19 protein-coding genes are annotated in these 26,498 nt (G+C 67.2%); 9 read left to right on the forward strand and 10 right to left on the reverse strand.

Features of this window, described 5'->3' with window-relative positions; genetic code table 11:
- Positions 1 to 16: 16 nt before the first annotated feature.
- Positions 17 to 847, forward strand: a complete 831-nt coding sequence (locus BVH73_RS07175; protein WP_079417410.1) for an ABC transporter permease — start codon at positions 17 to 19, stop codon at positions 845 to 847.
- A gap of 25 nt (positions 848 to 872) precedes the next feature.
- The gene (locus BVH73_RS07180) at positions 873 to 1,928 is read left to right on the forward strand and encodes an ABC transporter ATP-binding protein (protein ID WP_245800451.1); all 1,056 of its coding nucleotides are present in this window, start codon (positions 873 to 875) and stop codon (positions 1,926 to 1,928) included.
- Between the two features lie 13 nt (positions 1,929 to 1,941).
- On the opposite strand, the gene BVH73_RS07185 is transcribed toward BVH73_RS07180, so the two are convergent.
- Positions 1,942 to 2,325, reverse strand: a complete 384-nt coding sequence (locus BVH73_RS07185; RefSeq protein WP_013107334.1) for a winged helix-turn-helix domain-containing protein — start codon at positions 2,323 to 2,325, stop codon at positions 1,942 to 1,944.
- 34 nt (positions 2,326 to 2,359) lie between these two features.
- Positions 2,360 to 3,238, reverse strand: coding sequence for a hypothetical protein (locus tag BVH73_RS07190; RefSeq protein ID WP_245800452.1), 879 nt, complete (start codon positions 3,236 to 3,238; stop codon positions 2,360 to 2,362).
- 45 nt (positions 3,239 to 3,283) lie between these two features.
- Here BVH73_RS07190 and BVH73_RS07195 point away from each other — a divergent pair, with 45 nt between their 5' ends.
- The gene (locus BVH73_RS07195) at positions 3,284 to 5,266 is read left to right on the forward strand and encodes a chloride channel protein (protein WP_245800453.1); all 1,983 of its coding nucleotides are present in this window, start codon (positions 3,284 to 3,286) and stop codon (positions 5,264 to 5,266) included.
- A gap of 159 nt (positions 5,267 to 5,425) precedes the next feature.
- Here BVH73_RS07195 and BVH73_RS07200 read toward each other — a convergent pair whose 3' ends face one another.
- Both BVH73_RS07200 and BVH73_RS07205 read right to left on the reverse strand, forming a co-directional pair.
- On the reverse strand, positions 5,426 to 7,087 hold the full coding sequence (locus BVH73_RS07200) for an MFS transporter (RefSeq protein WP_079417412.1): 1,662 nt from the start codon (positions 7,085 to 7,087) through the stop codon (positions 5,426 to 5,428).
- A 351-nt stretch (positions 7,088 to 7,438) separates the two neighbouring features.
- Entirely contained in the window at positions 7,439 to 8,410 is a 972-nt protein-coding gene (locus BVH73_RS07205) for a sulfurtransferase (protein WP_079417414.1), read from the reverse strand.
- A 584-nt stretch (positions 8,411 to 8,994) separates the two neighbouring features.
- On the opposite strand from BVH73_RS07205, the gene mscL reads away from it, so the two are divergent.
- Positions 8,995 to 9,417 (forward strand): large conductance mechanosensitive channel protein MscL, encoded by a 423-nt coding sequence (mscL, locus tag BVH73_RS07210; protein ID WP_079417416.1) that lies wholly within the window; start codon positions 8,995 to 8,997, stop codon positions 9,415 to 9,417.
- Positions 9,418 to 9,466: 49 nt separating this feature from the next.
- Here mscL and BVH73_RS07215 read toward each other — a convergent pair whose 3' ends face one another.
- From BVH73_RS07215 to BVH73_RS07225, 3 genes are all read right to left on the reverse strand, one after another.
- Positions 9,467 to 11,509, reverse strand: coding sequence for a CHASE2 and HATPase_c domain-containing protein (locus BVH73_RS07215; protein ID WP_245800454.1), 2,043 nt, complete (start codon positions 11,507 to 11,509; stop codon positions 9,467 to 9,469).
- Positions 11,510 to 11,521: 12 nt separating this feature from the next.
- Complete coding sequence (locus tag BVH73_RS07220) at positions 11,522 to 13,195, reverse strand: FecR domain-containing protein (protein ID WP_245800455.1); 1,674 nt, start codon at positions 13,193 to 13,195, stop codon at positions 11,522 to 11,524.
- 88 nt (positions 13,196 to 13,283) lie between these two features.
- Entirely contained in the window at positions 13,284 to 14,033 is a 750-nt protein-coding gene (locus tag BVH73_RS07225; RefSeq protein ID WP_245800456.1) for a response regulator transcription factor, read from the reverse strand.
- A gap of 547 nt (positions 14,034 to 14,580) precedes the next feature.
- Here BVH73_RS07225 and BVH73_RS07230 point away from each other — a divergent pair.
- The 3 genes from BVH73_RS07230 (at position 14,581) to BVH73_RS07240 (ending at position 21,258) form a co-directional block, all read left to right on the forward strand.
- Complete coding sequence (locus tag BVH73_RS07230) at positions 14,581 to 16,182, forward strand: autotransporter assembly complex protein TamA (RefSeq protein WP_245800457.1); 1,602 nt, start codon at positions 14,581 to 14,583, stop codon at positions 16,180 to 16,182.
- Positions 16,182 to 20,381, forward strand: a complete 4,200-nt coding sequence (locus BVH73_RS07235) for a translocation/assembly module TamB domain-containing protein (RefSeq protein ID WP_079417426.1) — start codon at positions 16,182 to 16,184, stop codon at positions 20,379 to 20,381. The genes BVH73_RS07230 and BVH73_RS07235 overlap by 1 nt, the downstream gene beginning before the upstream one ends.
- A gap of 85 nt (positions 20,382 to 20,466) precedes the next feature.
- Complete coding sequence (locus BVH73_RS07240; protein ID WP_079417427.1) at positions 20,467 to 21,258, forward strand: gamma-glutamyl-gamma-aminobutyrate hydrolase family protein; 792 nt, start codon at positions 20,467 to 20,469, stop codon at positions 21,256 to 21,258.
- A 183-nt stretch (positions 21,259 to 21,441) separates the two neighbouring features.
- On the opposite strand, the gene BVH73_RS07245 is transcribed toward BVH73_RS07240, so the two are convergent.
- The 3 genes from BVH73_RS07245 to BVH73_RS07255 all read right to left on the reverse strand — a co-directional run bounded on the left by BVH73_RS07245 (position 21,442) and on the right by BVH73_RS07255 (position 24,238).
- Positions 21,442 to 22,224 carry an ABC transporter permease gene (locus tag BVH73_RS07245; protein ID WP_245800485.1) on the reverse strand — a complete coding sequence of 261 codons (783 nt, stop codon included), beginning with the start codon at positions 22,222 to 22,224 and terminating at the stop codon, positions 21,442 to 21,444.
- 129 nt (positions 22,225 to 22,353) lie between these two features.
- On the reverse strand, positions 22,354 to 23,145 hold the full coding sequence (locus tag BVH73_RS07250; protein ID WP_079417431.1) for an ABC transporter ATP-binding protein: 792 nt from the start codon (positions 23,143 to 23,145) through the stop codon (positions 22,354 to 22,356).
- An 82-nt stretch (positions 23,146 to 23,227) separates the two neighbouring features.
- The gene (locus tag BVH73_RS07255) at positions 23,228 to 24,238 is read right to left on the reverse strand and encodes an ABC transporter substrate-binding protein (protein ID WP_079417433.1); all 1,011 of its coding nucleotides are present in this window, start codon (positions 24,236 to 24,238) and stop codon (positions 23,228 to 23,230) included.
- Positions 24,239 to 24,424: 186 nt separating this feature from the next.
- Between BVH73_RS07255 and BVH73_RS07260 the strand changes: the two genes are divergently transcribed.
- Positions 24,425 to 25,099, forward strand: coding sequence for a response regulator (locus BVH73_RS07260; protein WP_079417435.1), 675 nt, complete (start codon positions 24,425 to 24,427; stop codon positions 25,097 to 25,099).
- Positions 25,096 to 26,472 carry a sensor histidine kinase gene (locus BVH73_RS07265; RefSeq protein ID WP_079417437.1) on the forward strand — a complete coding sequence of 459 codons (1,377 nt, stop codon included), beginning with the start codon at positions 25,096 to 25,098 and terminating at the stop codon, positions 26,470 to 26,472. Before BVH73_RS07260 ends, BVH73_RS07265 begins: the two co-directional genes overlap by 4 nt.
- The last annotated feature ends 26 nt before the right edge of the window (positions 26,473 to 26,498 follow it).

A 26,498-nucleotide genomic window follows, 5' to 3' on the forward strand; every position in this document is an offset into this window, starting at 1 on the left:
CGACGACAATGACGGCATGACCCTGACCCCGCTGGATACCGCCGCAGCCCCGTTCTTTGCGCCGCACGCCAAGCAAGCGCCTGCGCGCCGCGCGTGGATCGTGGCGGGCGCCGGGCTGGCCGGGCTGCTGTTTCTCAGTCTGCCTTTCGCCGGGCTGTTCCTCAGCACGCCGTGGCAAACGCTGCATCTGCAGCAAGGCGACCTGGGCTCGCTCTGGGTGTCGGTGAGCTACAGCCTGATCGCCGTGGCCATCGTGGTGATGTTCGCCACGCCGGTGGCCTGGTGGCTGGCGCGGCACGACTTTCGCGGCAAGTGGCTCATGGAGATGCTGGTGCTGCTGCCGCTGCTCACGCCGCCGCTGGCCATGGGCCTGTTGCTGTCGATGAGTTACGGGCCGTACAGCTGGATCGGCCAGCCACTGGATCGGCTCGGCCTCAATCTCACCAACACGCCCTCGGCCTTTCTGCTGGCGCAGGTGTATGGCAGCGCGCCGTATTTCATCGTCGCCGCGCGCTCGGCGTTCGAGGGCGTGCCGCGCGAGCTTGAGCAGATTTCGCTCACCCTGGGGCAGTCGCCCTGGCGCACCTTCTGGCGCATTACCGTGCCGCTTTCGGGGCTGGGTCTGGCCGCCGGGGTGGCGCTGGCCTGGGTGCGGGCGCTGGGCGAGTTCGGCATTGTGCTGATCGTGGCGTATTACCCGCAAGGCATTCCGGTGAAGCTGTGGGTCAACCTGCAGGACACCGGCCTGCCCGCGGTGTACCCGCTGCTTTGGCTGTTCTTCCTCATCGGCCTGCCCCTGCCCCTGCTGCTCGGCGCGCTGTCTCGGCGCGGGCAGGGCGGCGCCTGAACCTGGCCTGAACCGTCCGCCGGACATGATGCCCTCGCCCGCCCGCCTGCACGTCAATCTGCAGATCCGCCAGCCGATCGCTCTCGACGTCGATTTCGAGGTGCACGGCTTCACCGCCCTGCTCGGCTCCAGCGGCGAAGGCAAGTCCACGGTGCTGAAGGCGCTTGCGGGGCTCATTCCCAGCCAGGGCCCGCCTTTCGGCGCCCTGCCGCCGCAGCGTCGGCCCGTTGGCTATCTGCCGCAGGGGTATGCGCTGTTTCCGCATTTGCGCGCCTGGGAGAACGTGGCCTATGCGCTGGGCGGGGCGCTGGGCGCTCAGCGGCAGGCGGCCGTCAAGTTGTTGCAGTCGGTCGGGCTGGCCCAGCAGACCGAGCTGCGCCCCGCCCAGCTTTCGGGCGGACAGCAGCAGCGCGTGGCACTGGCCCGCGCGCTGGCGCGGCGGCCGCAGGTGCTGTTGCTCGACGAGCCCACCTCGGCGCTCGATGCCAGCACCCGCGACGACATCATGGCCGAACTGGTGTCGCGCATGCACCAGCTCTCCATGCCGGCGCTGGCCGCCACGCACGATGCCAGCCTGGCGGCCATGTCTGACTGGGTGGTGCTGCTCTCGGGTCGGCAGGTCATTCAGCAGGGGCCGCCTGCCGAGGTGTTTGCGCATCCGGCCAATCAGGCGGCTGCAGCGCTGCTGGGCGTGCGCAACCGTTTTACCGCGCGCGTGCTGCGCCACGCGGTTGAGCGCGGGCTGACGCTGTTGCAGTGGGAAGAAGGCGGGCTGCCGCTGTGGGCGCCCTTGATGGCGTCATGCGAGATCGGCTGCCTGGTTGACTGGGCCGTATCGCCCGACGAGGTGCGCCTGCCCCCGCTCAAGCCGGGACAGACCGCCGATCTGGAAAACCCGGTCTCAGGCCAGATCGAGCACCTGGTGGTGCAGGGCGCGAGCGCGACCCTGGCGATGCGCTGCGGCGACGCACGGCTGTGGCTGCGCGCCCCGCTGCGGCTGATTGCCCACCACGGCCTGCGCGCAGGAGCGCCCGTGGTGGCACATCTGCGCGCCGAGCATCTGATGTGCTGGCCGCACTGAAACGACTACCCCCTCACTCGCGCAGCAGTTTTTGCAGCACGTCGAGGTCGGGCTGGATGGCCCTCAGCGCCTTGCGCTCCATGCGCCGGTAAATCGACAGCACCTCGCGCCCCAGCGGGGTGAGCTGCGCACCGCCGCCGCCCGCGCCACCCTTGGAGGCTTCGACCAGCGGTTCTTTGTAAGCCTGATTGACGCTGTGAATCAGTAGCCAGGCGCGGCGGTAGCTCATGTCGAGCGCGCGTCCGGCGGCTGAAATCGAGCCGGTGCGTTCCAGCGCTTCGAGCAACGCGGCCTTGCCGGGCCCGAGCGCCGTGCCTTGTTTGATCTGCAAGCGCACCCTCGCCGTATCCGCAGGTGGCAGGGGCGCCTTGTCGTCTGCTGTGCCGTTCTCGTTCATGCATATAGCGTAGCGCTTCGCTGGCGCCTACGGTTCAGTGCTGAACCAGTACGGCGGGCAGCCCATCCGGCGCCGCTGCCAGAGTCTGCACCACATCGAGCCCGTAGCGGTCGCCCATGCCGAGTTCGACCTGCAGCGGCAGGCCATCGCTTTGCCGCAGCCAGATGCGCAAAGTGGCGCTGCTCTGCGCGCTGTGAGCGTCGAGCAGGGTGCACGCCTCCTCCTGCCCCTGCCATTGCAGCGTGGCGCGCTGCGGCGTGATGTGGGCGGTCTGCACCTTGTCATTGATGAGCAAGGGCACGGTGAAGGCGCGGGTAGGCAGCGGGCGCTGCAGATAACCCCAGCTCAGCGTCAGCGGATCGGTGAGCCCGGGTGGCGCGGGCTGTGTCGTTGCCGTCGATTCAGCCGGCGCTGACGCCGCCTGACCGGCTGTCGTCACTTGCATACGCCCATGCTCGATGTGCATCAGCGTGGCCGGGCTATCCCCGCGCTGATTGCTGGCCGAGAGCAGCTCGGGCCTGCCGTCGCGCACTTCTCCGCTTGCACCGCGCACCCAGTGCAGCCGACGCAGCAGCACGGCAATCGCACCGCGCGGCGTGAGGGTGCTGTCGATGCGGTAGGCGCCGCTGCCCTGCGCAGGCCAGGTCACCTGGTCTTGCGCGGTGGCCACGCCCTCTTGTCCGCCCAACCCGCCGAGCAAAGCCAGCCATTGCGCACCGCGGGAGTCGGTACCTTGACCGTCACTTTTCAGAGTGACACGCCATTCCGCCTTGAAACGGACAAACTCCGGGGCCGGTTGCGCGTTAACGGGAAGCATCGGCTGCACCACGAAAGCAAACAACAGCCCGGCGATCACTTTATGGCCGCGCCAAATGGAGAGCAAGCCCATGCGTTTGATCGATTTGATGAACATGGATGGTTAACGAAAGCTCAGGCGCAATGTTGACACGCCAAAGCCATGGCCATTTTTATCGGCAACAGATTTCGCCACACTTTGACACATCAAATTTCACTGATCTTTCGTATTCTGCTGGACTTGGCGCTCGAGATAGCTGGTTATTGCTTCGTCGTTTTTCTTTTCTCGAAGCGGCCCTGCACCCTCAGTCTGTGCCATCACTTCATGAGCCCCGTTTCTGCTAAATCACCCCCAAAAGACCTGCCCATACAACCGGCCGATCAACTATCCATCGGAACGGAGGATTTGAACCGCGCTCCCGGCGGAATCCATCCGCGGACTGTGTTCATTTTGCTGCTGGCGTTAGGGATCGGCGTTGTGGCAGAGTTGATTGCACAACTGCTCATGGCACTGATCGGGCTCGTTACACACCTTAGCTTCCAGGGCCGCATCGGCTGGAGTCTGGTCAGCCCAACGGACACCGTACTGGGCGCTTGGATCATCGGCGTACCCATCATCGGCGGCCTCATCGTAGGCGTCATGGCGCGATATGGATCTGCCGCCATTCGCGGCCATGGCATCCCGGAGGCCATGGAACAGGTGCTGGTCAACCGCAGTCGCATTTCGCTGCGCGTGCTTTTTCTCAAACCCCTGTCATCCGCTATTTCCATTGGCACTGGCGGACCATTTGGCGCCGAAGGGCCGATCATTGCCACTGGCGGCGCCTTGGGTTCGGTGGTGGGTCAATGGGTCTCCATCACTCCCAACGAGCGCAAGGTACTGTTGGCCGCAGGTGCCGCCGCAGGCATGGCAGCCGTGTTTGGCACGCCACTATCTGCCATGATGCTCGCGATCGAATTGCTGCTGTTCGAGTTCAGCCCAGCCGCGTTGCTGCCCGTGCTGGCCGCCTGCGTTTCTGCTGAAATCATGCGCACGCTGTTCGTCGGTGCTACGCCGTTTTTTGTCATGCAACCGCTGGCTTGGCCGCAAGCCCCGGCGTTACTGGCCTGCGTACCCCTGGGGGCTGTGGTCGGACTGGTTGCTGTGTTTGTTACCCAAGGCGTGTATGCGGTGGAAGATGCATTCGATCATCTCCCTGTCCACTGGATGTGGTGGCCCGCCATAGGCGCGGTGGCGGTAGGCCTGATTGGTTGGTGGCAACCAAGAACCTTGGGAGTGGGATATGACAACATCACGGACGCATTGTCTGGCAACCTCCTCGGTCCTGCACTTTGGCTGCTCGGTGCAGCCAAGCTGGTTTCGTGGACCATCGCGTTGGGTAGTGGAACCTCGGGCGGCACGCTGGCTCCATTGATGACCATAGGCGCCTGCCTGGGCGCGGCTCTGGGCCATATCAGCGCCGTCATGTTCCCGCAACTCGGCCTGAGCCCAAACCTGGCCGCTCTGGTGGGGATGGCCGCCATTTTCGCGGGTTCCTCCCGCGCCCTTTTCATGTCCGTGATATTTGCCCTGGAAACCACTTGGCAGGTAGCGGGACTGCTGCCCTTGCTCATAGGTTGCGGCACAGCTTTTCTCGTATCCAGTCTGCTGATGCGTCAAACCATCATGACCGAGAAAATCAGCCGCCGCGGGCTGCACGTACCCGATACGTACCAAGCCGATCCACTAACGCAGGCCCGCGTGAGCGACTACGCCAGCCTCAAGCCGGTCACATTGCTGGCAACTCAAAGTGTGGCCGAAGTGCGGGCTTGGTTAGACACTCGCGCACCAGGAAGTCATCACCAGGGCTACGCCGTCGTTGATGCAAACGGTGCGGCCCTTGGCGTGATCACGCGCAAAAGTTTGTATGGCGCTGACATTGATGCCACGCAGCAATTGGGAAGCCTAGTCAGAGGCTCTGCCGTGTGCGTGAACATGGAAACCACCCTTGCTGAGGCCATCTTGAAACTCTCGGCCCATGACATAGGACGCCTTCCTGTAATAGCGGGTGATGGCTCTGGTCGGGTCGTTGGCATGCTCACGCGAAGCGACATCCTTGCCCTGTGGCGCGAGCGACTTCTTGACCAGTTTCAACGAGGACGTTGAGCCGTGGCCGAGTAGAGCTCGACGGATTCGTTGCAGCTCCGAGACACTTGGATCAAGTCACTTATCCTGGTTGACCGGTGTTGGCGCAACGCGCCGCCATAGGCTGGCGGCGCTCCTCTATTTGCTGCCTGAGTTTCAACGCACAAAGCGCTGTGCCCCTCAATCCTCGGCGTAAATGTCGCGGTCTTTAGTCTCAGGCAAGAAGAACAGGCCAATGACAAAGGTGGCCGCAGCAATGATCACCGGGTACCACAGGCCGTAATAGATGTTGCCGTTCTGCGCCACCAGAGCGAAGGCGATGGTGGGCAGCAGACCGCCGAACCAGCCGTTGCCGATGTGATACGGCAGGCTCATCGAGGTGTAGCGGATGCGGGTCGGGAACAGTTCGACCAGCGCCGCCGCAATCGGGCCATACACCATGGTGACGAAAATCACCAGCAGCGCCAGGATGGCGATCACCATCGGCGTGTTCATCTGCGCCGGGTCCGCCTTGGCCGGGTAGCCCGCCGCCTTGAGTGCGGCACCGATCTCTTTCTTCAGCGCGGCCTCCTTGGCCTTGAACTCATCGGACGGAAGATCTTTGGCGCCCAGCACGGTGATGGTCTTGTCGCCAATCTGAATGACCGCCGGGCCGGTACCAGACACCGTGTTGTAGTTGGCCGAGTTGGCCGCCAGCATCTGCTTGGCGATGTCGCAGGAGGAGGTGAACTTCGCCGTGCCAGTAGGGTTGAACTGGAACGTGCACTGCGATTGATCGACCGTGAGCGTGACCGGCGAGTTTTGCACCGCTTGATACAGCGCTGGGTTGGCGTAGTGAGTGAGCGCCTGGAACAGCGGGAAGTAGGTCAGCGCAGCAATCGCACAGCCAGCCAGGATGATGGGCTTGCGGCCAATTTTGTCTGACAGGGAGCCGAACACGACAAAGAACGGTGTACCGATGAGCAGCGCGGCGGCAATGAGCAAGTTAGCCGTCACCGCATCGACCTTGAGCGTCTGCGTCAGGAAGAACAAGGCGTAGAACTGGCCTGTATACCAGACCACCGCCTGACCGGCGACCAAGCCCAGCAGGGCCAGAATGACGTATTTCAGGTTGCCCCAGCGCGCAAACGCCTCGGTCAGCGGCGCCTTGGACGCCTTGCCGTCGGCCTTCATCTTGATGAAGGCCGGAGACTCGTTGAGCTTGAGACGAATCCACACCGAAATGCCCAGCAGCAAAATGGACACGAGGAAGGGAATGCGCCAGCCCCAGTCGTTGAACACATCCTCGCCCAGCAGCGTGCGCGTGCCCAGAATCACCAGCAGCGACAGGAACAGGCCCAGCGTGGCGGTGGTCTGGATCCACGAGGTGTAGGCTCCGCGCTTGCCATGCGGCGCGTGCTCGGCCACATAGGTGGCGGCGCCGCCATATTCCCCGCCGAGCGCCAGGCCTTGCAGCAGACGCAAAGCGATGAGGATGACGGGTGCCGCCGCGCCGATGGCCGCATAGTTGGGCAGCACGCCGACGATAAACGTCGACAGACCCATGATCAAAATCGTCACCAGGAAGGTGTATTTGCGGCCGATCATGTCGCCCAGCCGACCGAACAGCAGAGCACCGAAGGGTCGCACGATGAAACCTGCTGCAAATGCCAGCAGCGCGAAGATGAACGCCGATCCGGCATCCAGACCAGCGAAGAACTGCTTGGCGATGATGGCCGCCAGCGAACCGTAGAGGTAGAAGTCGTACCACTCGAATACCGTGCCGAGGGATGAGGCAAAGATCACCTTCTTCTCGCCCGCCGTCATGGGGCGCGCTTTTGCGCCCATTGCAATGGAAGCCATGCTCAAGTCTCCTGTATGTGGACATGGGCGTGGCGTCGCTGCTGGGTCTGATGCCCGAGGCCCGCAACGCAACGCATCAACCCAGCCTCGCGGCAATTGTTACTGTACGTCACTGGGATGACGGATTGTTTTCAGGCTAGCTGACCGCGCGCTGACATAGGCACCGCGCAAAATCTAGGGAATTCACTGAGCTGCGCTGCAGCAATTTGCCTCCGTGACCACGCCAGAGAATATTGCCCGGCCAAAACCTGTCACTGTGGAGAAATGTTGCAACGCACCAAATTCCCGCAGGCAGCGCACCCATGAAAAAAGCCGGCACAAGGCCGGCTTCCTTCATGCTCGAACTGCCGTTCAGCCGGGAAGGCCGACGGTGGGGTTGCCCAGGTTGGTCCACTCGTTCATCGAGTTGGCGTACAGCTTGCTGTTCTTGTTGCCCACGATCTCATGCACCACGAACCATGCGCCCGAAGCCAGGTGGCCGGTGTTGCAGTAGGTGGTGGTGGGCGCGCTGTCCATGATGTTGTAAGCGCCGAAGATGTGCTTGTAATCGGCGGCGGTCATGAAGCGGGTGACGCCATCCTTGCTCTGGACGATGGCATCGGTCGGGAAGGACTTGGCCCCGGGCAGATGACCGGCCGACTTGTCGATGGGCTTCTTGGCGATGCCGAGGTATTGCGGGGTCGGGCGAGCGTCGATGAACTGCTCGGAGCCCCCCTTCAGGCCCGCCTTGACCTCGTCGATCGACGCCAGGATGGCGTGATCTTCGGCACCCGCCTTCCAGTTGCCCATGGCCGTGGGCGCCGCATCGGTGCTGACCTTGTAGCCGGCATTCAGCCAGGCGGCGGTGCCGCCGTTGAGAATCGCCACCTGGTCGGCCGCCTCACCGAAATAGCGCAGCTGGAAGTACAGGCGCGTGCCCATGTCCATCGGCGCCAGGCCTTCGCCCTCGGGGACGATGACGATGGGCTTGCCGCTGTTCATGCCGGCCTTGTCCATGGCCGAGGTGAAGAACTCCGCCGTCGGCATCAGCGCCTTGAGCTTGACGCCGTCTTCCACGCGGGCCTGGCGGATGTCGCCGAAATCGACCAGGATCGAGCCGGGCACATGGCCGCCGACCTTCATCACGGCGTTGTTCTTGCCCATCTGCGGCTGGGCGGTGAACATTTTGGCGGGGTTGTCGCCGATGGTGACGATGGTGACTTCACTTTGATGCGCCTTGAGCCACTGGGGTGTGACCAGCGGACCGGGCACGTTCATGGCGAATGCGGCGTGGGCGGCGCCCATGCCGATGGCGGCAGCAATCAGGGTTTTGGCAATTTTCATTTGGCTCCTCACGAGGTTAGGTCTTCGCCGATCTCTGCGGTCAGCGATGGATTCGCGCCGATCGGCCCGGTCGGGCCGTTGGCACTGCATGCCCCGGCCGCATCCTGGCGGGTGCGACCGGTACGACATTGGGCGGATGATCTGTTTCACCCTGCAGCGATACCCGCTGCCCGAAGTCTCCACATCGATTCTTCTTGTCATCAGCGCTCCAGCCTGCGAACGCAGTGCTGCGGCGCACTCCCTGCTCATCGGGGCGGCGTCATCCGGGGTACAACCGAACCACGCCTGACCAAGCTTCACAGCAACGAGGAGCAAAACCTGGATGAGGGCACTGTAGGCAGATGAGCGAGCGGAAACTAGGGCCAGTATGTATCAACTGTGACCTGGCGTATCGCGCCACGAGGTGCCGCGCCAAGACTTGAATCACAACCCGCTTGGCGCCAGGTCCGCAGGCATCGATCGGGATGACTGTAAAAAACCTGCGCATCAAGGAAAGGCCGCTAGGGATTTCCGGCTGCATCCCGCAAAATCCGGGTAGCGCGTGAGGTTTTCGCGTCTTCCCACACCCGATGAGGAGTTTTCCCATGTCTCTGATGCAAGATTTCAAAGCGTTTGCCATGAAGGGCAATGTCGTCGATCTGGCTGTCGCCGTGATCATCGGTGGCGCGTTCGGCAAGATCGTCGAGTCCTTGGTGAACGACATCATCATGCCCATCGTCGGCGCGCTGGTGGGCAAGCTCGACTTCTCCAACCTCTTCCTCGTGCTGGGCAAAGTACCCGACGGAACGGAAATGACGCTGGCGGCGGTGAAAAAGGCCGGCGTGCCGGTGCTGGCCTATGGCAGCTTCATCACCGTGGCCGTGAACTTCCTCATTCTGGCTTTCATCATCTTCATGATGGTGCGCATGATTTCCAAGCTCAAGCATGCCGAGCCGCCAGCGCCGCCCGCCCCGACGCCGGAAGACACCGTGCTGCTGCGCGAAATCCGCGACGCGCTGAAGAAATAAGCGCCGCAAACCGCCTGCAGCCTGGATGCGCGACGCGCGAAGGACTTGTTCAGCCTTGCCCTGAATCGAGCCTGGGCAGTTCCACCCAGAAGGTGGCGCCCTGACCAGGAGAAGACTGCACCCCGGCGCTGCCGCCGTGCTTCTCCGCCACCAGCCGCACGTAGTAAAGGCCCAGACCGGTACTGCCGGACAGGGAGCGATCGCCGTCGTCGTTGCCCCGGCTGAAGCGCTGGAACAGGCGCTCGGCTTGCGCCTGGCTCAAGCCGGGCCCCTGATCCCTGACCCAGAAGCGCACGGCGCGCGGCGTCGGCGCCGCGCCTATCGTGACCACGGCCTCGGTCGGGCTGTGCTGCACGGCGTTGCGCAGCAGATTGGTGGCCAGACGCTCCAGGGCGCCAAAATCGCCCCGCACCCAGATCGGCTCGTCGGGCAAGGCGCGCTCGAAACGCACACCCCGGGCCAGCGCCTCGTCATAGGCGAAATCGGCGGCCTGGTGCAGCACTGCGCCCAGATCGAGTTCGACCAGTTCAGAGGGCTCAAGCGACTGCGCGCTCGACAGATTGAGAAAGCCCTGGGCCAGATCGAGCGCCCGCCGCAATTGGCCAAGCAGCCTGTGCCGCGCCGCATCGTCGAGGGCGCCAGCCTGCAATTGCTGCACCGCCCCGGCCAAGGGCGCGCGTACGTCGTGACTGATGAACGCCAGCGCATCATCGCGCCGGGACTGCAGATCGCGCAGACGCCGCTGCGCCGCCTGCACTTCCAGGATGCGACCCTCAAACCCCAGCCGACGGTGCGCGGGCGCGGCCTCTTCCGCGCCCGAATCGCGACCGGCCTGACGCAACTGGCGCAGCTCCCCATCGAAATGCCGCCGGGCCGCTTCCAGCCGCCGCCAACCCCACAGCGGATAGGCCGAAAGCGCGGCGATCAATGCCCCTTGAGGCGCGAACCACCAGCCCGACCACAGCGGCAACGCGGCAGCCGCCGCCACCAGCCCCACGACCCAGGCGACACTTGCCAGCAGACCGCCCAGCGGCATCAGCCGTGGCAGCCAGAGCAGCGGGGCGAGCGCGAGCAAAGCGGTGATCAGCAGGCTCCAGCCCGCGTTGACGGGGCGGATCAGCGTGCCGTCGCGCAGGGCGAGCAGCGTGTTGGCCAAGACCTCGACGCCCGGCATGGGGGCGCCCTGCGAGGTCACCGGCGTGGCGAGAAAATCGCCCAGGCCCACGGCCGTTGCACCGATCAGCACCACCTTGCCCCGCAGAGCGCCGGGCGGCAGGGCCCCGTCGAGCACCGCGCTGGCCGAGAGCCGGGGCACCGTGCCGCTCGGCCCGACAAAGCGCAGCAGGCGCCGGTCCGCGGCGGCCAGGGCGTAGGGATGGCGAGGCACGGCGGCCATGGCCGGGCGCGGCGTGCTGCCGCGCACCGGCGCGTGGGCGAGGCCGAGCAGGGTCTGCGCCATCAGCGGCCAGACCGGGGCGCCCACCCCCTCCCATAGATCGACGCTGCGCGCCACGCCATCGGCATCCAGCCGCACGCCCACGCGGCCCAGGCCCGCCGCGGCCGAAGCCAGCACCGGAATCGGCAGGCCTTCGACGAACTGCCCGCCGCTGCGCAGACTGTCGATCACCACGGGCAACGCCACGCGGCCACAGCGTCTCAAGGCCTGCGCCAGCGCGGCATTGCCCGCCGGGTCGGCGCCGGCCTCGGTGAAGGCGATGTCGAGACCGACGGCCGCAGCGCCGGCGTGGCAGACCGCGTCCACGAGGCGGGCATCGGTGGCGCGCGGCCAGGGCCAGGCCCCGAGACGTTCGAGGCTTTGCTGATCGATGGCGACGATGACCACGCCCTGCGGCGTCGCCACGGGCTGCAGCTGCTGCCCCAGGTCGAACACCAGATGATCGATGCGCTGCAGCCAGCCGCCCAGGCTCAAGCCGATGGCCAGAATCAGCAGCAGCGCGCCGACTCGCAACATCTCCAGCCCGGGGCGCCAGGGACGCACCGCCCTGGCCGATGCCGCAGCCTGCTCACCCCGGCCTGAGCGCGAACCCCGGCGCCGTGAAGCCGCCTTGCGGAAACTCGGAAAGAACCCCACGGCGTCGGTGCCTCAAAGCGCCGGCAGCAGCGGAATCAGAAGCAGCCAGAGATAGGGATAGCGCGGCGGCACGTCGATGACCTGCACCACGGGCGGCCCCTGCGTGCCGTCGCTGTCGTCCACCAGGCGCGCGCCCAGATAGCGCTTGCCCGAAGCCGGGCGCGGCAGCGAGACCGCGCCCCCCGATGTCTGCGTCTGCGCCAGCGCCGGTTGCAGGCCGACGTGATCGGACAAGGTCAGGGCGTAATGTTGTCCGGCGGGCGCGGGGGGCAGGTCGAGCAGCAGATGGTCGCGGTCGAAACGCACGGCGGCTTTCGCCAGATCGGCAGGCCCTGGGCCGGGCAGGTAGCGGAACGTCTGCGCCGCGCTCCACGGCCCTTGCCGCCCCTGGGCATCGAGGCTGGCCGCGCGCCATCGCAGCTCGCCCGCGGGCAGATCGGCCGACGGCGCCCACGCCTCACCCGGTAGGACGACGTCGAACAGGGGTTGCGCGAAATCGGCCCCCGCGGCGACCTGAAGATGGGTCCGCGTCACATCCACGACCTGGGACCAGCGCAGCGTGGGCCGTGGCACGCGCACGGTCGCCCCCGCGCCAGGGGCCGTCAGCATGGGGAAGAAGGGACGTGCGAAAACGGTGAACGCATGGCTCGCATCCAGCCCCTGCAGCCCGTTGGCATCGACCGCGCGAACGCGCAGGACATAGCGGCCATCGGGCAGGTCGCCGATGTTAAGCGCCTTGCCCACGCTGAATTTCTGCACCAGCACTTGCACCGGAGCGGCTTCGGGCGCGATCTGCCCGAACCACGCCGCCGCACCGGCCTGCCCCGGCAGCGTGAAGCGCAGCGGAAGCTGCTCGAACACGCTTGGCAACGACGAAACATCGGGCGCGGCCAGCAGCGTCACCGGCGGCAACGGCGGCTGACCCTGGCGCGCCAGCGAGCCCTGCCCGCCATCGACCCGAACCTGCGCGCCGGCCGCCTGCAGCTCGACGGCGCCGCCCAGGGTTTCTTCGCGGGTGATCTGCGCCTCCACCCCGACGCGGAACTGCGTGCCCCGCACCACCGCCTGCGCCGAGGGCGTGAGGATGCGCAGGTTCTGGTTGGGCAGACGACGCGGGTTGTCGCGAATCTCCACCTGGCCGTGCTGCAGGCGCAGCCGGGTGTCGGCCATCAGCCCGTCGGCATAGAGACTGAGGGTGTCCAGCGCGAGCTCGCTGCCCGGCTGCAGCGTCAGCCGGGTGCCGTTGGCCAGTTCGATGACGGCGCTGCCTTCCTCGGGCGCCTGCACCTGCGAGCCGGCCGCAAGCATTTGTCCCGCCTCGGCCGGTTGCCAGGCGCTCTGCGCCTGCGCACGCCAAAGCACCTGGCCGAACACCTGCGCCAGTCGCGCCGACGACGGCTGCTGCCGCAACAGATCGGCGGGAATGCGCAGCACCGTGCCTGGCGGAATTTGCCGGGCGTGGGCGATGTGGTTGTCGCGCTGGATCAGCGGCCACTGCGCCGGGTCGCGCAGATATTGCCGTCCCAGGCCGATGAGGGTGTCGCCGGGCCGCACGGTGTATTGCCACACTGGGCCGTGAGCTTCGGCCGCGGCGGCCGGGAGCGACAGGGTCTGCGCCTGTGCCAGCGCGGGCGAAAACGCCACCAGAAACAGGCTCAAGGCTTGCGCCAGGCGGCGCGGGGGCATCAGTCTCGAAAATCGCATCGGGTTCCATCGGTCGGCCAGGCCGCACTCGCTGCGCGGCGCCCAAGCCGCATTGTCGACCCGAGCGGAATCAATCGTCGAGTTCAGGAGGCACGGTCAGCGGGCCCTCGTCGGCGCTGCGCGCGCGTTCGAGTCGGTAGCCTCGTCCATACACCGACACCAGGCGCCAGCCGGACTCGGGCTGCAGCCGCAGCTTGCGCCGCAGCGCGCTGACGTGCACGTCCACCGTGCGGGTTTCGACCTCGGGGCGCAGGCCCCAGATGGTCTGGATGAGAAAGTCGCGCGTGAGCAGGCGGTTGACGTTTTGCAGGAAATGCAGCGCCAGATCGGTTTCGCGGTCGGTCAGGTCCACGCGCAGGCCTTGGACGAAAATCTGCCGCCGGGCGCAATCGGCCTCGATCTCGCCCAGCCGCAGCCGGGCGGCCGGCATGACCGAGCCCGATCGCCGCAGCACAGCCTGCAGCCGCGCCAGCAGCACAGGGCGCGAGAGCGGCTTGACCAGATAGTCGTCGGCACCCGATTCCAGCGCCTGCACCACATCCGATTCGGCGTTGCGGCCGGTCAGGAAAATCACCGGCGGCACGCTGGCGCCGAGTTGCAGACGCAGGCGGCACAACACATCGGGCCCGCTCAGGCCAGGCAGCATCCAGTCGAGCAGGCAGGCGTCCGCGCCGCCGCGCTCGACGGTGCGTGCAAATTCCTGCCCATCAGTGAAGTGCTGAACCACATACCCGGCCTGGGTCAGCCATTCCGTCACTTCGAGCGCGGTGATCGGATCGTCTTCCAGATAAGCAATACGCAGGGCTGTGACGGGAGGCACGGTTGAACTGAAAAATGTCATGCGACGAGGCAGAGATGAGGCAGATACAAACGATGCCGTCCGTACCGATTTTCGAAAACCCGAAACAGGCGGGCGACGAACAAACGCGACAACTTATGTGAAAACCGTGAATATGTTCACACTCCGCGCTGTTACAAGCAAGCACTGTCAGTCGCGCTTTACAAAGCAGCTCCGAGGGCAGACGCCGCGCAAACCTGGCCTCGCCGCCGCTCGCGGCGCCCCGGGCATGGCCCCACGGATCCGCATGAATAATGTGCGTATGCATCAAAAACCGGCCCAAGAGACGACTGCCAGGCACCAAGGCGCACGAGGTCCGCTCGCGCCGCCACGACGTTGGGGCCGTCGAAGCCGTCTTGCGCTGCTGCTCGCGCTGGCCAGTCCCCTGAGTGCGGCGGCCGAAGTGTCGGCTCCTGTGGCTCCACCGGCTCCGGCAGCGTCTCGTGCGCAAGCGGCGCAGCCGCTCTATGACGTTCAGTTGGATGTGCCGAAGGATTTGCAGCCCCTCTTATCTAATAATTTAGATCTGTTGCGCTGGCGCGACTTTCCCGACTTGCAGCGCGCCCAGGTGCAGCGGCTGGCCGATGATGCGCCCGCGCAGGTGCAGCGGCTGCTTGAAACGCAGGGCTTTTTCTCGCCGCAGATCACCGTGCGGGTCGATTGCCCCGAATCCGGCCCCATCGACGTCGTGCTTTCGGTCCAGCCGGGCAGCCCCACGCTGGTGCAGTCGGTCGATGTGCAGGTGGATGGCCCAGACGGCAAACCCGACGCCGCGTTGAGCGCCCGGCTCACCCGGTTCTGGGCGCTCAAGCCCGGCGCTATCTTCCGCGATGCCGACTGGGAGGCGGCCAAGTCCAAGGCCCTGTCGGCCCTGCTGTCCGGGCGATGGCCCGCGGCGCGCCTGACCGAGAGCCGGGCCACGGTCGATCCGCAGACGCACGAGGCGCGCCTGCAACTACGCCTGCAGACTGGCGCAGCCTACGTCTTCGGCGGCCTGCACATCACCGGACAGCAGCGCTACCCGCTGAGCATTGCCGAGCGCCTGGCGCCGATGCAGCCGGGCGCGCCCTATTCGCAGGGCGCCCTGCTCGACTATCAGGCGGCCCTGCAGAACAGCCCGTATTACCGCAACGCCGTGGTCGACGCCGATCTGAGCCAGGCGCAAGGCGATGTCGTGCCGGTGGACGTGCAGCTGACGGAGAACCGATCGCAGAAACTCGGTTTCGGCGTCGGCGTGAGCAGCGACACCGGCAAGCGCGTGCAGATGGGCTGGCACGATCTCGACTTTCTGGGGCGGGCCTGGCGGCTGTCGAGCGACATCAAACTGCAAACGCGCGAACAGAGCGGAAGCCTCAAGCTGGCCTTTCCGCGAACCGCCATCGGCTACGACGACAGCGTCACGCTGTCGCAGGACCGTACCGACATCTCCGGCCTGGTCACGCGCAATTCCAGCATCGGCGCGCAGCGCGAACGCACGCGCGGCCACATCGACACCGCGCTGGCGCTGCAGTACCAGGCCGAGAGCCTGGAGCCCGCGGGCGCCGCCTCCAGCGAGGTGCACGCCCTCAGCGTGAACTACAGCTGGACGCGGCGCGACATCAACAGCGTGCTCTACCCCAGCCGCGGCACCGTGATCAATCTGCAGCTCGGCGGCGCGAGCAAGGCGCTGCTGTCGAGCGCCAACTTCGTGCGGCTGTACGCGCGCGGGCTGGGCTATCTGCCCATCGACCGCAACAACCAGCTGGTCTTCCGCGCCGAAGCCGGTGCGGTGCTGGCCAACGGCGCCAGCGGCATACCGCAGAACTTCCTGTTCCGTGCCGGCGGCGCCAATTCGGTGCGCGGCTATGCCTATCAAAGCCTGGGCCTGACCCAGGGCGATGCCATCGTCGGCGGGCGCTATCTGTTCACCACCAGCGCCGAGTTCGATCACTGGTTCACCCGCCAATGGGGCGGTGCGTTGTTCTACGACCTCGGCAACGCGGCCGACAGCTGGGGCGCCCTCAAGCCCGTGCGCGGCTATGGCGCAGGCGTGCGCTGGCGCAGCCCGGTCGGGCTGATCGCGGTGGATCTGGCCTATGGACAGGCGGTGCATGAGTATCGGGTGAACTTCACCGCAGGGTTGTCGTTCTGATGGCCGAAGACCCGACGCCCTCGCCCCCCGCGCGCGCCCGCCCCCGCCGGGGCCTGCGCCGGGCTGCCTGGGTTTTGGGCGCGGCGGGCACCCTCGTGCTGATTGCCGCGGGCGCTCTCGCCTGGCTGGGCAGCGAAAGCGGTCTGCAGTGGCTGGCCGCACGCACGCCGCTGCGCCTGGGTACGAAGCAAATCACGCTGAAAGACGTGCAAGGCAGTCTGTGGCGCTCGGTGCGCATCGGGCAGTTGCAGCTCGTCACCGCCGACTCCACCACGACCCTGTACCAGGCCCGCCTGCACTGGACGCCCGCCGAGCTCTGGCACCGCACGCTGCACATCCAGAGCTTCAGCGCGCAACGCCTCGATATCGCGCAAACCCATGCCGCCCCCGCGAAAGGCCCGCTGGAGCTGCCCGCCAGCCTGCGGCTGCCGTTGCGCATCGACCTCGACCGGTTCGACCTCGGCGCGCTGCAGATCGGCCCGCCCGGCGTGCTGCAGCCCTATGGCCGCTTCACCGGCGAGCTGCACTACGGCCAGGGCCGCTACCGCGCCCGGCTCAACGCCGTCACCCCCTGGGCCCAGGCCCAGCTTCAGGCGCAACTGGGCGACAGCGCCCCCTACGCCTTGCAGGCCACGCTCAACGCCACGCACATCGGCCTGGCGGGGCATGCCGCCGCGGGCAACGCCGCCGATCTTCGCGCCCAGGGCACGCTGCGCGACCTCAGCCTGAACGGCACCCTGCAGATGGACGCCGCCCACGCCCGTCTGCAGGCCCACCTCACGCCGTTCGACGCCACGCCGCTGCGCAGCGCTCGCCTCACCGCCCGCGCGCTCGACCCGGCAGCCTTCAGCGCCGCGCTGCCCCGCGCCGCGCTCGACGTGCAATTCGACCTCGGGCCGTCGAGCGCGCAACGGCTTTCAGGGGAGCTGCAGGTGCGCAACGCCCTGCCCGGCCCGATCGATCAGCGGCGCCTGCCCCTGCGCAGCCTCAGCGCCACGCTGGCCGGTGACGGCCAGCAGGCCGCCGCGCGCGATCTGCGCATCGACCTCGGCCCCGGCGGGCAGATCCACGGCACGCTGACCTGGACCCGGCCCACGCTGCAGGCCCGGTTGCAGGTCGCGCAGCTCAACGCCCGCGCACTCGACGGCAAACTGGCCGCCACCCGTCTGTCCGGCCCGGTCGCGATCGACGCCTCGGCGCAGCAGCAAAGCGCGCAGATCGCCCTGGCCCAGCCCGGCTGGGACTTGCGCATGGAGGCGCAGCGACGCGGCGACGCGGTGCAATTGCAGCGCCTGCGGCTGGCGGCGCCCGGCGGCCGGCTCGACGCCAGCGGCACCCTGTCGACGGGCGGCGCGCAGCCCTTCGATCTGCGCGCCAGTCTGCGTCAGTTCGATCCGGCGCAGTTCGGCGCCTATCCGCAGGCCCGGCTCAGCGCCGACCTCACCGCCCGCGGCACCCTTGCGCAGCGGCAGGCCAGACTTGCGCTGCAGCTCGCGCCCAGTGTCTGGCGCGGCCACACCTTCACCGGCCACGCCCGCCTGGCGCTCGACAGGCAGCGCCTTTGGGACGTCGATGCCGCGCTGGCCCTCGGCGCCAACCAGCTTCAGGCGAAAGGCGCCTTCGGCCGGCCCGACGATGCGCTGCAATGGACGCTGACCGCACCGCAACTCGCGCAGATCGACGACACGCTTCAAGGCAGCGCCGAGGCCCAGGGCCAGCTGCGCGGCGGTCTGCAGGCGCCCGCGGGCAAGCTCACCCTGCAGGCCGACGGCGTGCGATGGGGCAAAGCGCTGGCGCTGCATCACCTCAGCGCCCGCAGCAGCTTCAGCACCGCCCGGGCGAGCCCTGCCACGGCGACCTCCCTCGACACCCTGCTCGACCGCCTCGCGGGCTCGCTCCAGGTCGATCTCGACGGCCTCGACTGGCATCAGGACGGCCAGACCGTGCAACTTCACAGTCTGCAGACCCAGGCCCAGACCACGGCCGGATTGAAGGGCCAGCTCGACCTGAAAGTACGGTTGCAGCAGCTACGGCTCGCCGGGCTGGGCAAGCCGCAACACGACACCACCTTGAGCACCGCCTCGCTCGATGTCACGGGCACCCGCGCCCAGCACAGCCTCGCGCTGGACGCTCAGGGCCAGCTTCCCCTGGGCGGCGCAGAAAGTACGCCCCCTACGGGCGCCAGCACAGCAGCCCAGCAGCCGCTGCCGGTGGATCTGCATCTGCGCGCGCAAGGTGGCTGGCTGGGTGCGCCACAGGGCTGGCGCGGCCAGATCACCGCGCTCGACAACAGCGGCCCGCTGGCATTCAAGCTCCAGGCCCCGGCCGCACTCGACCTGGCCTTCGCGCCCTTGCGTCTGCAGCTCCAGCATGCGGCCCTTCAGCTTCAGGCCGGACACATCGATCTGAACAACCTTCAACTGGCGCCGGGCCTGCTGCGCACCGATGGGCGCATGAGCGCCGTGCAGACCGCCGATCTGCTGAGACTCGCTGGCATCGCCCCCGCCCGGCTGCGCGACACCCTCGTGCTCTCGGGCGACTGGAAGATCGACGCGGGCGCGAGCGTCGAGGGCCATGTGCATCTGCAGCGCGACAGCGGCGACATCGCCCTGCAGGTCGCCGCGCCACCGGCCAAGCGCGTGGGCACGGTGAAGCTCGGCCCCACCTGCGACGCCACGTTCGGCCCGGCTGCGTCGCGCGACGGCTTCATGCCGCTGGACATCGGCCAGCTCGTGCTCGACCTCACCGCGCACGAAGGCCGCCTGCAAGCGCAGGGCGTGTTGCAGACCGGCATGGGCACCGTCCAGGCCAGCGGCCATGTTCAGCTCAGTCGGCGCGGCGATCTCTGGGGCGTCGCGGCCGACGCGCCGCTGCAGCTCGACGCCGGTGCCGACATGCCCAGCCTGGCCTGGGCCGCGCCGCTGATCGGCTACGACTACCGCGCCGAAGGCCGACTGCAACTGGCCGTGCAAGGCCGCGGCACGCTGGCCGCACCGCAGTTCAGCGGCTCGCTCGAAGGACGGGCGCTGCGGCTGGCCTGGCCTGCCCAGGGGCTCGATCTCAAGAACGGCGTGCTGCGCGCCCACTTCACCGGCGACCGGCTCCAGCTCGACCAGTTGCAGCTCCAGGGTGGCAAGGGACAACTCACGGCCACTGGCGACGCACGGCTGCAGAATGGCCTGCCCCGCGCGACCCTCGACCTCAAGGCCGACAAGCTCCAACTGCTCAGCCGCCCCGATCGGCAGCTCGTGCTCAGCGGCACCGCCCAGGCCCAGCTCGCCGACAAGGTGCTGGCACTCACCACGAATCTCACTGCCGATCGTGCCGACATCGCCCTGCCGCGCGCCAGCGGTCCCACACTGAGCAGCGACGTGGTCATCAAGGGCCAGACGCCCGCGGCGAGCAAGCCTCCCGCCGCCATGCCCAACGCCGTGCGTTTCGATGGCACGTTCAACCTCGGCTCCAACTTCCACCTCTATGGCCAGGGACTGGACGCGATGCTGGGTGGCAGCGTGCGCGTGCGCGCCGACAATGGCGCCACGCCCACGGCCACGGGCAGCATCGAAGTGGTTCAGGGCGAATACACCGCCTACGGCCAGCAGCTTCAGGTGACACAAGGGCGCGTCAATTTCGCCGGGCCGGTGGACAACCCAGGACTGAACATCACCGCGACCCGGCCCAACCTGCCCACGGGCATCGAGGTCGGCGTGAACATCGGCGGCACCGCGCGGCGGCCGCTGATCAAGCTCAGCTCGACGCCCGCGATGCCCGACACCGAAATCCTGTCGTGGCTGGTGCTCGGGCAGCCGCTCAGCCAAGTCGGCGCCTCAGACATCGGCCTGCTGCAGACCGCCGCCGCGGCCCTGCTGGGCCCGAGTGACGGCCAGCCGCTGCAGACCCGACTGGCCCATGCCGTCGGGCTGGACAGCATCAGCGTGCAAAGCGCCAGCAGCACCGACCCCCTGGGTACGAGCAACGCCACCGGCACCTCGACGACCAGCACGAACGGTCTGCCCAGCACCGTGCTGACGCTGAGCAAACGCCTGTCGTCGAACACGCTGGTGACGTTCTCGCGCGGGCTCAACGGCGTGTCGAACATCTTCAACATCCAGTACCAGCTCACCCGCCGCCTGTCGGTCCAGGCCCAGACCGGCACCGAGAACGCGGTGGATCTGTTCTACACCTTCGAGTTCCGCTGAGGCGACGCCGAATGCCGCCCAAGGGAACGCTTCTGGCGCGTCGGCGTCCTAAGATGAAACCCTTCCTGCCACAGCGAGATCCCCCATGGCGACCAAACCCCTGAAAATCGGCATTTCAGCGCGCATCGACCACCCCCAGCCGGGCCAGGCCGGTTTGCGCAGCAAAACCCTGCAGTACCTGGAGCAGTCCGTCGCGCACTGGGCCATGTCGCGCGATGTGCTGGTCTTCATGGTGCCCACCGTGGCCACGGGCAGCGGACTGGTGCGCAGCAATATCCGCCTGGGCGACTACGCCGACGCGCTCGACGGGCTCATCCTGCAAGGCGGCGCCGACATGAGCCCGAACAGCTACGGCGAAGATCCTCTGAAGCCCGAGTGGGCGGGCGACCCGGTGCGCGACGGCTATGAAATGGAACTGCTGCACGAATTCATCGAGGTGCGCAAGCCCGTGCTGGGCATCTGCCGCGGGGCGCAGCTCATCAACGTCGCCATGGGCGGCACGCTCTATCAGGATCTGCCCTCGCAATTCACCGCCAGCCAGACCCAACACCTCAGCGATACCTACGACCGGCATTACCACCCGGTGCGATTCACCGAAGGCGGTCTGCTTGCCCGCCTCTATCCCGAAGTCGACCCCGGCAGCCTGAACATCGTGTCCGTGCATCACCAGGCCGTGCGTACCCTGGGCCGCGATCTGGTGGTGGACGCGATCAGCCCCGAAGATGGCCTGCCCGAAGCCATACGCGGCACCGGCCGCAACTTTCTGCTGGGCCTGCAGTGGCACCCGGAATTCCACCACCCGTCCAACCCCGAGCTGCTCGACTGCACGCCCATCCTCGACGAGTTCCTGCGCAACGTGCGCAAGCGCCGCTGGTGAGCACGGCTCAGAGGTTGTGAATGAATCCGGCGTGGCCGAGCAGCGCACCCCAAAGGTTCCAATCAAGGCGCAAAGCACAGCCGTGCCCCGAGGCACGGCGAGCATTTGCAACGCCGAGTGGGGCCTTTGGGGCGCGATGAGCGGTCATGGCGGATTTGTTCACAACCTCTCAGGCCGCGGGGTTCAGCCGAACTGCGCTGGCCGCCATTTGAGCAGGCGGTTTTCGAGCAGGGTGATGAGCCCCTCGGCCATCAGGGCGACGACGGCCAGCACGATCATGGCGCCGAATACGCCACTGGCATTGAACGCGCCCTGCGCCGTCGAGATCAGCAGCCCGATGCCCTGGCGCGCGCCGAGAAACTCGCCCACCACGGCGCCCACCAGCGCGAAGCCGAAACTCACGTGCAGGCTGGCCAGAATCCAGCTCAGCGCCGAGGGCACGACCACGCTCATCGTCACCTGCCGCGGCGACGCGCCCAGGATCTGGGCGTTGGCGATCATGTAGCGGTCGGCCTCGCGCACGCCCTGGAAGGCGTTGCCGAAGACGACGAAAAACACCATGACCACGGCCAGGGCCACTTTCGACGCCATGCCCAGCCCGAGGGCGATGACAAAGATCGAGCCCAGCACCACGCGAGGGATGGAATTGGCCACCTTGATATAGACGCTGAAGATGTCGGCCAGCAGCTTGTTGCGGCCCAGCAGGATGCCGCAGACGATGCCGCCCGCCGCGCCGATCAGAAAGCCCAGCACGGTTTCTTCGAGCGTGACCAGCACCTGCTGCCACAACGGCCCCTGAGAGGTGCCGTGCACGATCCAGGTGTAGATCTGCGCCACGATCAGCGTGGGCATCGAATAGAAGAAGGGATCGATCCAGTGCAGCCGCGCCGCCAGCTCCCATCCGCCCAGGATGATCACCAGCACGGCGATGCGCCAGAAGGTCACCAGCCGCGCGCGGCGGCGCATCAGCCGCTGCGCGGCCGCCTCGGCCTCGGCCTGCGCGGCGGCCTGGGCGCTGCGGCCCGGGGACGTGGGGGCCGCATCAGACTGCGAACCCTCGAATTGCACGGTGCTTGCCATCTCTCGGTCTCCAGCTCAGATGTGGACTTCCTCGCGCAGATCGTTCCAGATCTCGCGGGCGTAATCCATGAAACGCGGCTCGTAACGGATCTGCGACATCACGCGCGGCCGCGGCAGATCGATGGTGTAGACCTGCTTGACCGTGGCCGGGCGCGAGGTCAGCACCAGCACCTTGTCCGCCAGTGCCACGGCCTCTTCCAGATCGTGGGTGACGAACACCACGGAGCCGCCGCTGGCCGACCAAAGCTGCAACAGCTCATCCTGCATCAAGGTGCGGGTCTGCATGTCGAGCGCGCCGAAGGGCTCGTCCATCAGCAGGATTTCGGGCTTGTTGATGAAGGTCTGCGCCAGCGCCACGCGCTTGCGCATGCCGCCCGAGAGCTGGTGCGGGTAGTGCTTTTCAAAACCCACCAGCCCGACACGCCGCAACCACTGCTCCGCCAGCTCGCGCGCCTGCGCCTTGCTCTGGCCGCGAAACATCGGCCCCGCCGCCACGTTGTCGAGCACCGTGCGCCAGGGAAACACCGCATCACTCTGGAAGACGAAGCCGATGCGCGGGTCGATGCCCTGCACCGCCTCGCCCATCACCCGAACCTTGCCGGTCGTCGGCTGCAGCAGCCCGGTGATGAGACTGAGCGTGGTCGATTTGCCGCAGCCGGTCGGGCCGACGATGGCGCAGAACTCGCCGCGCTGCACCGTCATGCTGAAATCCTGCAGCGCCACCGTGGCCTTGCCATCGGGCGACAGGAATCTCAGGGTCACGTTGTCCAGCTCGATGGCTGGCACGCTGGGGGGTTGAAACGCCATGGCGCCTCCTGGAACGAGGAGCAGGCGCGCCCGGCCCGCCCGGCATGCCGCGCCGGACCGGAGGCGTCTGCAGATGCGATGCTTACTTCGCCGCGGCCGTCACGAACGCGGTCGTGTAGGTCTTGGAGAGGTCGATGTGCGCGGCCTTCACCGCGGGCTTGAAGGTGGAAAGAACCTGCAGCACGGTCTGCGGGCCGCCCTCGGGCATGCGGCCGTCTGCGGTAAACATGGGCAGCGACGCCTTCAGCGCCTGCACATACAGCGCCTTGTTGCCGCCGTAGTAGTCCGCGGGCATCTGGTCGGCCACCTGTTCGGCCGTGTGGGTGTGGATGTACTGCAGCGTCTTGACGAAGGCCCGGGCGAGCTTGGTCACCTCCTCCTTATGGCTGTTGACCCAGGCATTGGGCATGTACAGGCAGGCCGCCGGATACACACCGCCCAGCGCGGCGCGCGTGCCCTGCTCGGTGCGCAGATCGACCAGCACCTTGGCCTGGCCGGTGGACAGCATCTGCGCCGCCGTCGGATCGGAGGTCATGCCCGCGTCGATGCGGCCCTGCTGCATGGCCGCGATGAAGGTATTGCCCGCGCCAACGCCCAGCAGCGAATAGTCGCCCTGCTTGAGCCCGCTCTTGGCCGCCATGTACTGCGTGAGAAAGTCGGTGGACGAGCCCAGTCCGGTCACCCCCAGCGTCTTGCCCTTGAAATCGGCGGGCGACTTGATGGCACCGGCCTCCTTGGTCGACACCAGTTCCACCTCGCCCGGCACCTTGGCGAACTGCACCACCGACTCGATCTCCTTGCCCTTGCTCTGCAGGTCGATGGAGTGGTCGTAGAAGCCGACCACACCTTGCACGGCGCCGGCGATCATTTCGTTTTCAGCGTTGACCCCGGCGGGTTCGGACAGCAATTGCACGTCCAGCCCTTCCTGCTTGAAGTAGCCCAGTTGCTCGGTGAGCTTGGCCGGCAGGTAGATGATCTTGTTGATGCCGCCCACCATGATGCTGATCTTCTCTGCGGCCTGCGCCGACGCGGCCAGGGCCGTGCAGGCCAGAGCCACCGCCGTGGCGCCTGCGATACGCTTGAATGTGTGCATGGTTTGTCTCCTGTGAAACCTGTTGTCGTGGCGGCGACGCCGATGCGGTGCGCCGTGAACGGAATGCTAGGCAGGCCCAGCCTTCAATCCGCTTTCAGGCGCACCGCGCGAATCTCGGGACTTTCCCGGATGCCGCGGCGCCTGCCCACGGCGACAGTGCCTCCCTTCGCCCCCGGATCTGATGCCATGAAATTGCTGCTCGTCGAAGACAACCACGATCTCGCCCTCTGGCTGGGCAAGGTTCTGCGCGAAGAGCAGTTCGACGTCGACACGGTGCATGACGGCGAGGCCGCCATCGCGCGGCTGGAGCAGACGCCCTACGACCTGCTGCTGCTCGACCTCAAGCTGCCCGGGCTCGACGGCCGCAGCGTGCTGCGCCGGCTGCGACGTCAGCGCAACGACCTGCCCGTGCTCATCCTCACCGCCAGCGCCTCGCTCGACATCAAGGTCGACAGCCTGGAGCTTGGCGCCGACGACTATCTGGTCAAGCCCTTCGAGATCCGCGAGCTGGTGGCGCGCATCAAGGCGCTGATTAGGCGCCAGAGCCGCAGCGGCCAGTCCCAGCTGCGCTGCGGCGACCTGCTCTACGACCTGGACACGCGGGCCTTCCAGGCCGCGGGCGCGCCCTTGACGCTCACGCCGCGTGAACACCGGGTCCTCGAAACGCTGCTCCTGCGCATGGGCAAGACCGTGAGCAAGACACAGCTCGCGCAGGCGGTGTTCGCGCCCGAGGACGCGGTCGGCGAAGACGCCATCGAGATCTATGTGCACCGGCTGCGCCGCAAACTCGACTCCACCCAGGCGCGCATCGTCACCCTGCGCGGTCTGGGCTATCTGCTGCGCGACGCCGACGCGCCATGACCAGTCTGCGTTTGCGGCTGCTGCTCTGGGTGCTGCTCCCCATGACGCTGGCGCTGGCCCTCACCGCCCGTCTGTCGTGGAGCAATGCGCGCGATGTGGCGCGGCTCGTCCAGGACCGGCAGCTGCTCGCGTCGGCGCAGATGATGGCGGGCCAGGTGAGCTGGCAGGACGGACAGCTCACCGCCCAGACTCCACCGGCCGCGCTGGAGATCTTCGCCTCCCCGGCGCAGGACCGCGTGTATTTCCAGGTTCGCACCGCGCAGGGGCGGCTGCTCGCAGGCTGGCCCGGGCTGACGGTGCCCGCGCTGCCCGGCGGTGCCGCGGCGCGCTATGACGATGCCCGGTTTCAGGGCGACACGGTGCGCCAGGTCACGCTGTCACGGGCGCTGTACCGCAACGACCAGACGACCCAGGTCTTGATCAGTGTGGCCGAAACCCGCCGCGCCTTCGACCGGCTCGCGGCCAGTCTGTGGTGGCCCACGCTGCTGCACGAGTCGGCCCTTCTCATCTTGGCGCTGGCGCTGATGCTGCTGGGCCTGACCCTGGAGCTGCGGCCGCTGCTGCGGCTGCGCGCGGCGCTGCGCGCGCGCGACAGCAGCGACCTGTCACCCCTGCGCACCGTGGCCCTGCAGCGCGAGCTGCGGCCCATCGTGGAAACCCTCAACCAGCATGCCGCCCAGCTCACGCGGCAGATCGAGCTGCAGAAGCGCTTCATCGCCGACGCCGCCCATCAGCTGCGCACCCCGGTGGCCCTGATCGCCACCCAGCTCGACTACGCCAGCCGCCAGCCCGCCAGCGCGGAGTTGCAGCACACGCTCGCAGCGCTGGGAAACGGGTCGCGGCAGCTCGCGCAACTCATCCATCAGCTGCTGAGTCTGTCGCAGGCCGAGGCCTCGCGCGGCGGCGTGCGGCCCACGCAGGCGGTCGATCTGGTCGACCTGGCGCGCGAGGTGGTCATCGAGCTGGCCGCGCTGGCCGATGCCCGGGGCATCGACCTCGGCTTTCTCCCCGCGTGCACGCAGGCCGAGGTGCAGGCCTATCCCGCGCTGGCGCACGCCCTGCTCTTCAATCTGGTGGACAACGCGGTGCGCTACACCCCGCGGGGCGGCAGTGTCACCGTGCAGGTCGGGCTCGACGAGGGCCGCGCCTGGCTGCAGGTAGACGACACCGGGCCGGGCATTCCGGCGGAGTTGCGCCCCCATGTGTTCGAGCGGTTCTACCGCGGCAACAGCGCCGACACCTCGGGGACCGGGCTCGGGCTGGCCATCGTGCGCGAGTCGGCGCTGGCCTTCGGTGCCGAGGTCACGCTGGACAACCGGCCCGATTCAGCAGGGCTTTCGGCCCGCGTGCGGTTCCCGCGGGCCGACGTCTGAACCGCCAGCGCTTCACAGCGCGGCCG

Source organism: Thiomonas intermedia (assembly GCF_002028405.1).
GTDB classification, from domain to species: Bacteria; Pseudomonadota; Gammaproteobacteria; order Burkholderiales; family Burkholderiaceae_C; genus Thiomonas; species Thiomonas intermedia.

What these genes read in the sequence shown, in the direction of transcription:
- BVH73_RS07250 (WP_079417431.1), bottom strand. Translation starts at nt 23,145, where the DNA reads ATGGCGTTTCAACCCCCCAGCGTGCCAGCCATCGAGCTGGACAACGTG.
- BVH73_RS07265 (WP_079417437.1), top strand. Translation starts at nt 25,096, where the DNA reads ATGACCAGTCTGCGTTTGCGGCTGCTGCTCTGGGTGCTGCTCCCCATG.
- BVH73_RS07190 (WP_245800452.1), bottom strand. Translation starts at nt 3,238, where the DNA reads ATGTTCATCAAATCGATCAAACGCATGGGCTTGCTCTCCATTTGGCGC.
- BVH73_RS07185 (WP_013107334.1), bottom strand. Translation starts at nt 2,325, where the DNA reads ATGAACGAGAACGGCACAGCAGACGACAAGGCGCCCCTGCCACCTGCG.
- BVH73_RS07260 (WP_079417435.1), top strand. Translation starts at nt 24,425, where the DNA reads ATGAAATTGCTGCTCGTCGAAGACAACCACGATCTCGCCCTCTGGCTG.
- BVH73_RS07220 (WP_245800455.1), bottom strand. Translation starts at nt 13,195, where the DNA reads ATGCCCCCGCGCCGCCTGGCGCAAGCCTTGAGCCTGTTTCTGGTGGCG.
- BVH73_RS07180 (WP_245800451.1), top strand. Translation starts at nt 873, where the DNA reads ATGATGCCCTCGCCCGCCCGCCTGCACGTCAATCTGCAGATCCGCCAG.
- BVH73_RS07200 (WP_079417412.1), bottom strand. Translation starts at nt 7,087, where the DNA reads ATGGCTTCCATTGCAATGGGCGCAAAAGCGCGCCCCATGACGGCGGGC.
- mscL (WP_079417416.1), top strand. Translation starts at nt 8,995, where the DNA reads ATGTCTCTGATGCAAGATTTCAAAGCGTTTGCCATGAAGGGCAATGTC.
- BVH73_RS07235 (WP_079417426.1), top strand. Translation starts at nt 16,182, where the DNA reads ATGGCCGAAGACCCGACGCCCTCGCCCCCCGCGCGCGCCCGCCCCCGC.
- BVH73_RS07255 (WP_079417433.1), bottom strand. Translation starts at nt 24,238, where the DNA reads ATGCACACATTCAAGCGTATCGCAGGCGCCACGGCGGTGGCTCTGGCC.
- BVH73_RS07175 (WP_079417410.1), top strand. Translation starts at nt 17, where the DNA reads ATGACCCTGACCCCGCTGGATACCGCCGCAGCCCCGTTCTTTGCGCCG.
- BVH73_RS07195 (WP_245800453.1), top strand. Translation starts at nt 3,284, where the DNA reads ATGGCCATTTTTATCGGCAACAGATTTCGCCACACTTTGACACATCAA.
- BVH73_RS07245 (WP_245800485.1), bottom strand. Translation starts at nt 22,224, where the DNA reads ATGCGCCGCCGCGCGCGGCTGGTGACCTTCTGGCGCATCGCCGTGCTG.
- BVH73_RS07240 (WP_079417427.1), top strand. Translation starts at nt 20,467, where the DNA reads ATGGCGACCAAACCCCTGAAAATCGGCATTTCAGCGCGCATCGACCAC.
- BVH73_RS07205 (WP_079417414.1), bottom strand. Translation starts at nt 8,410, where the DNA reads ATGAAAATTGCCAAAACCCTGATTGCTGCCGCCATCGGCATGGGCGCC.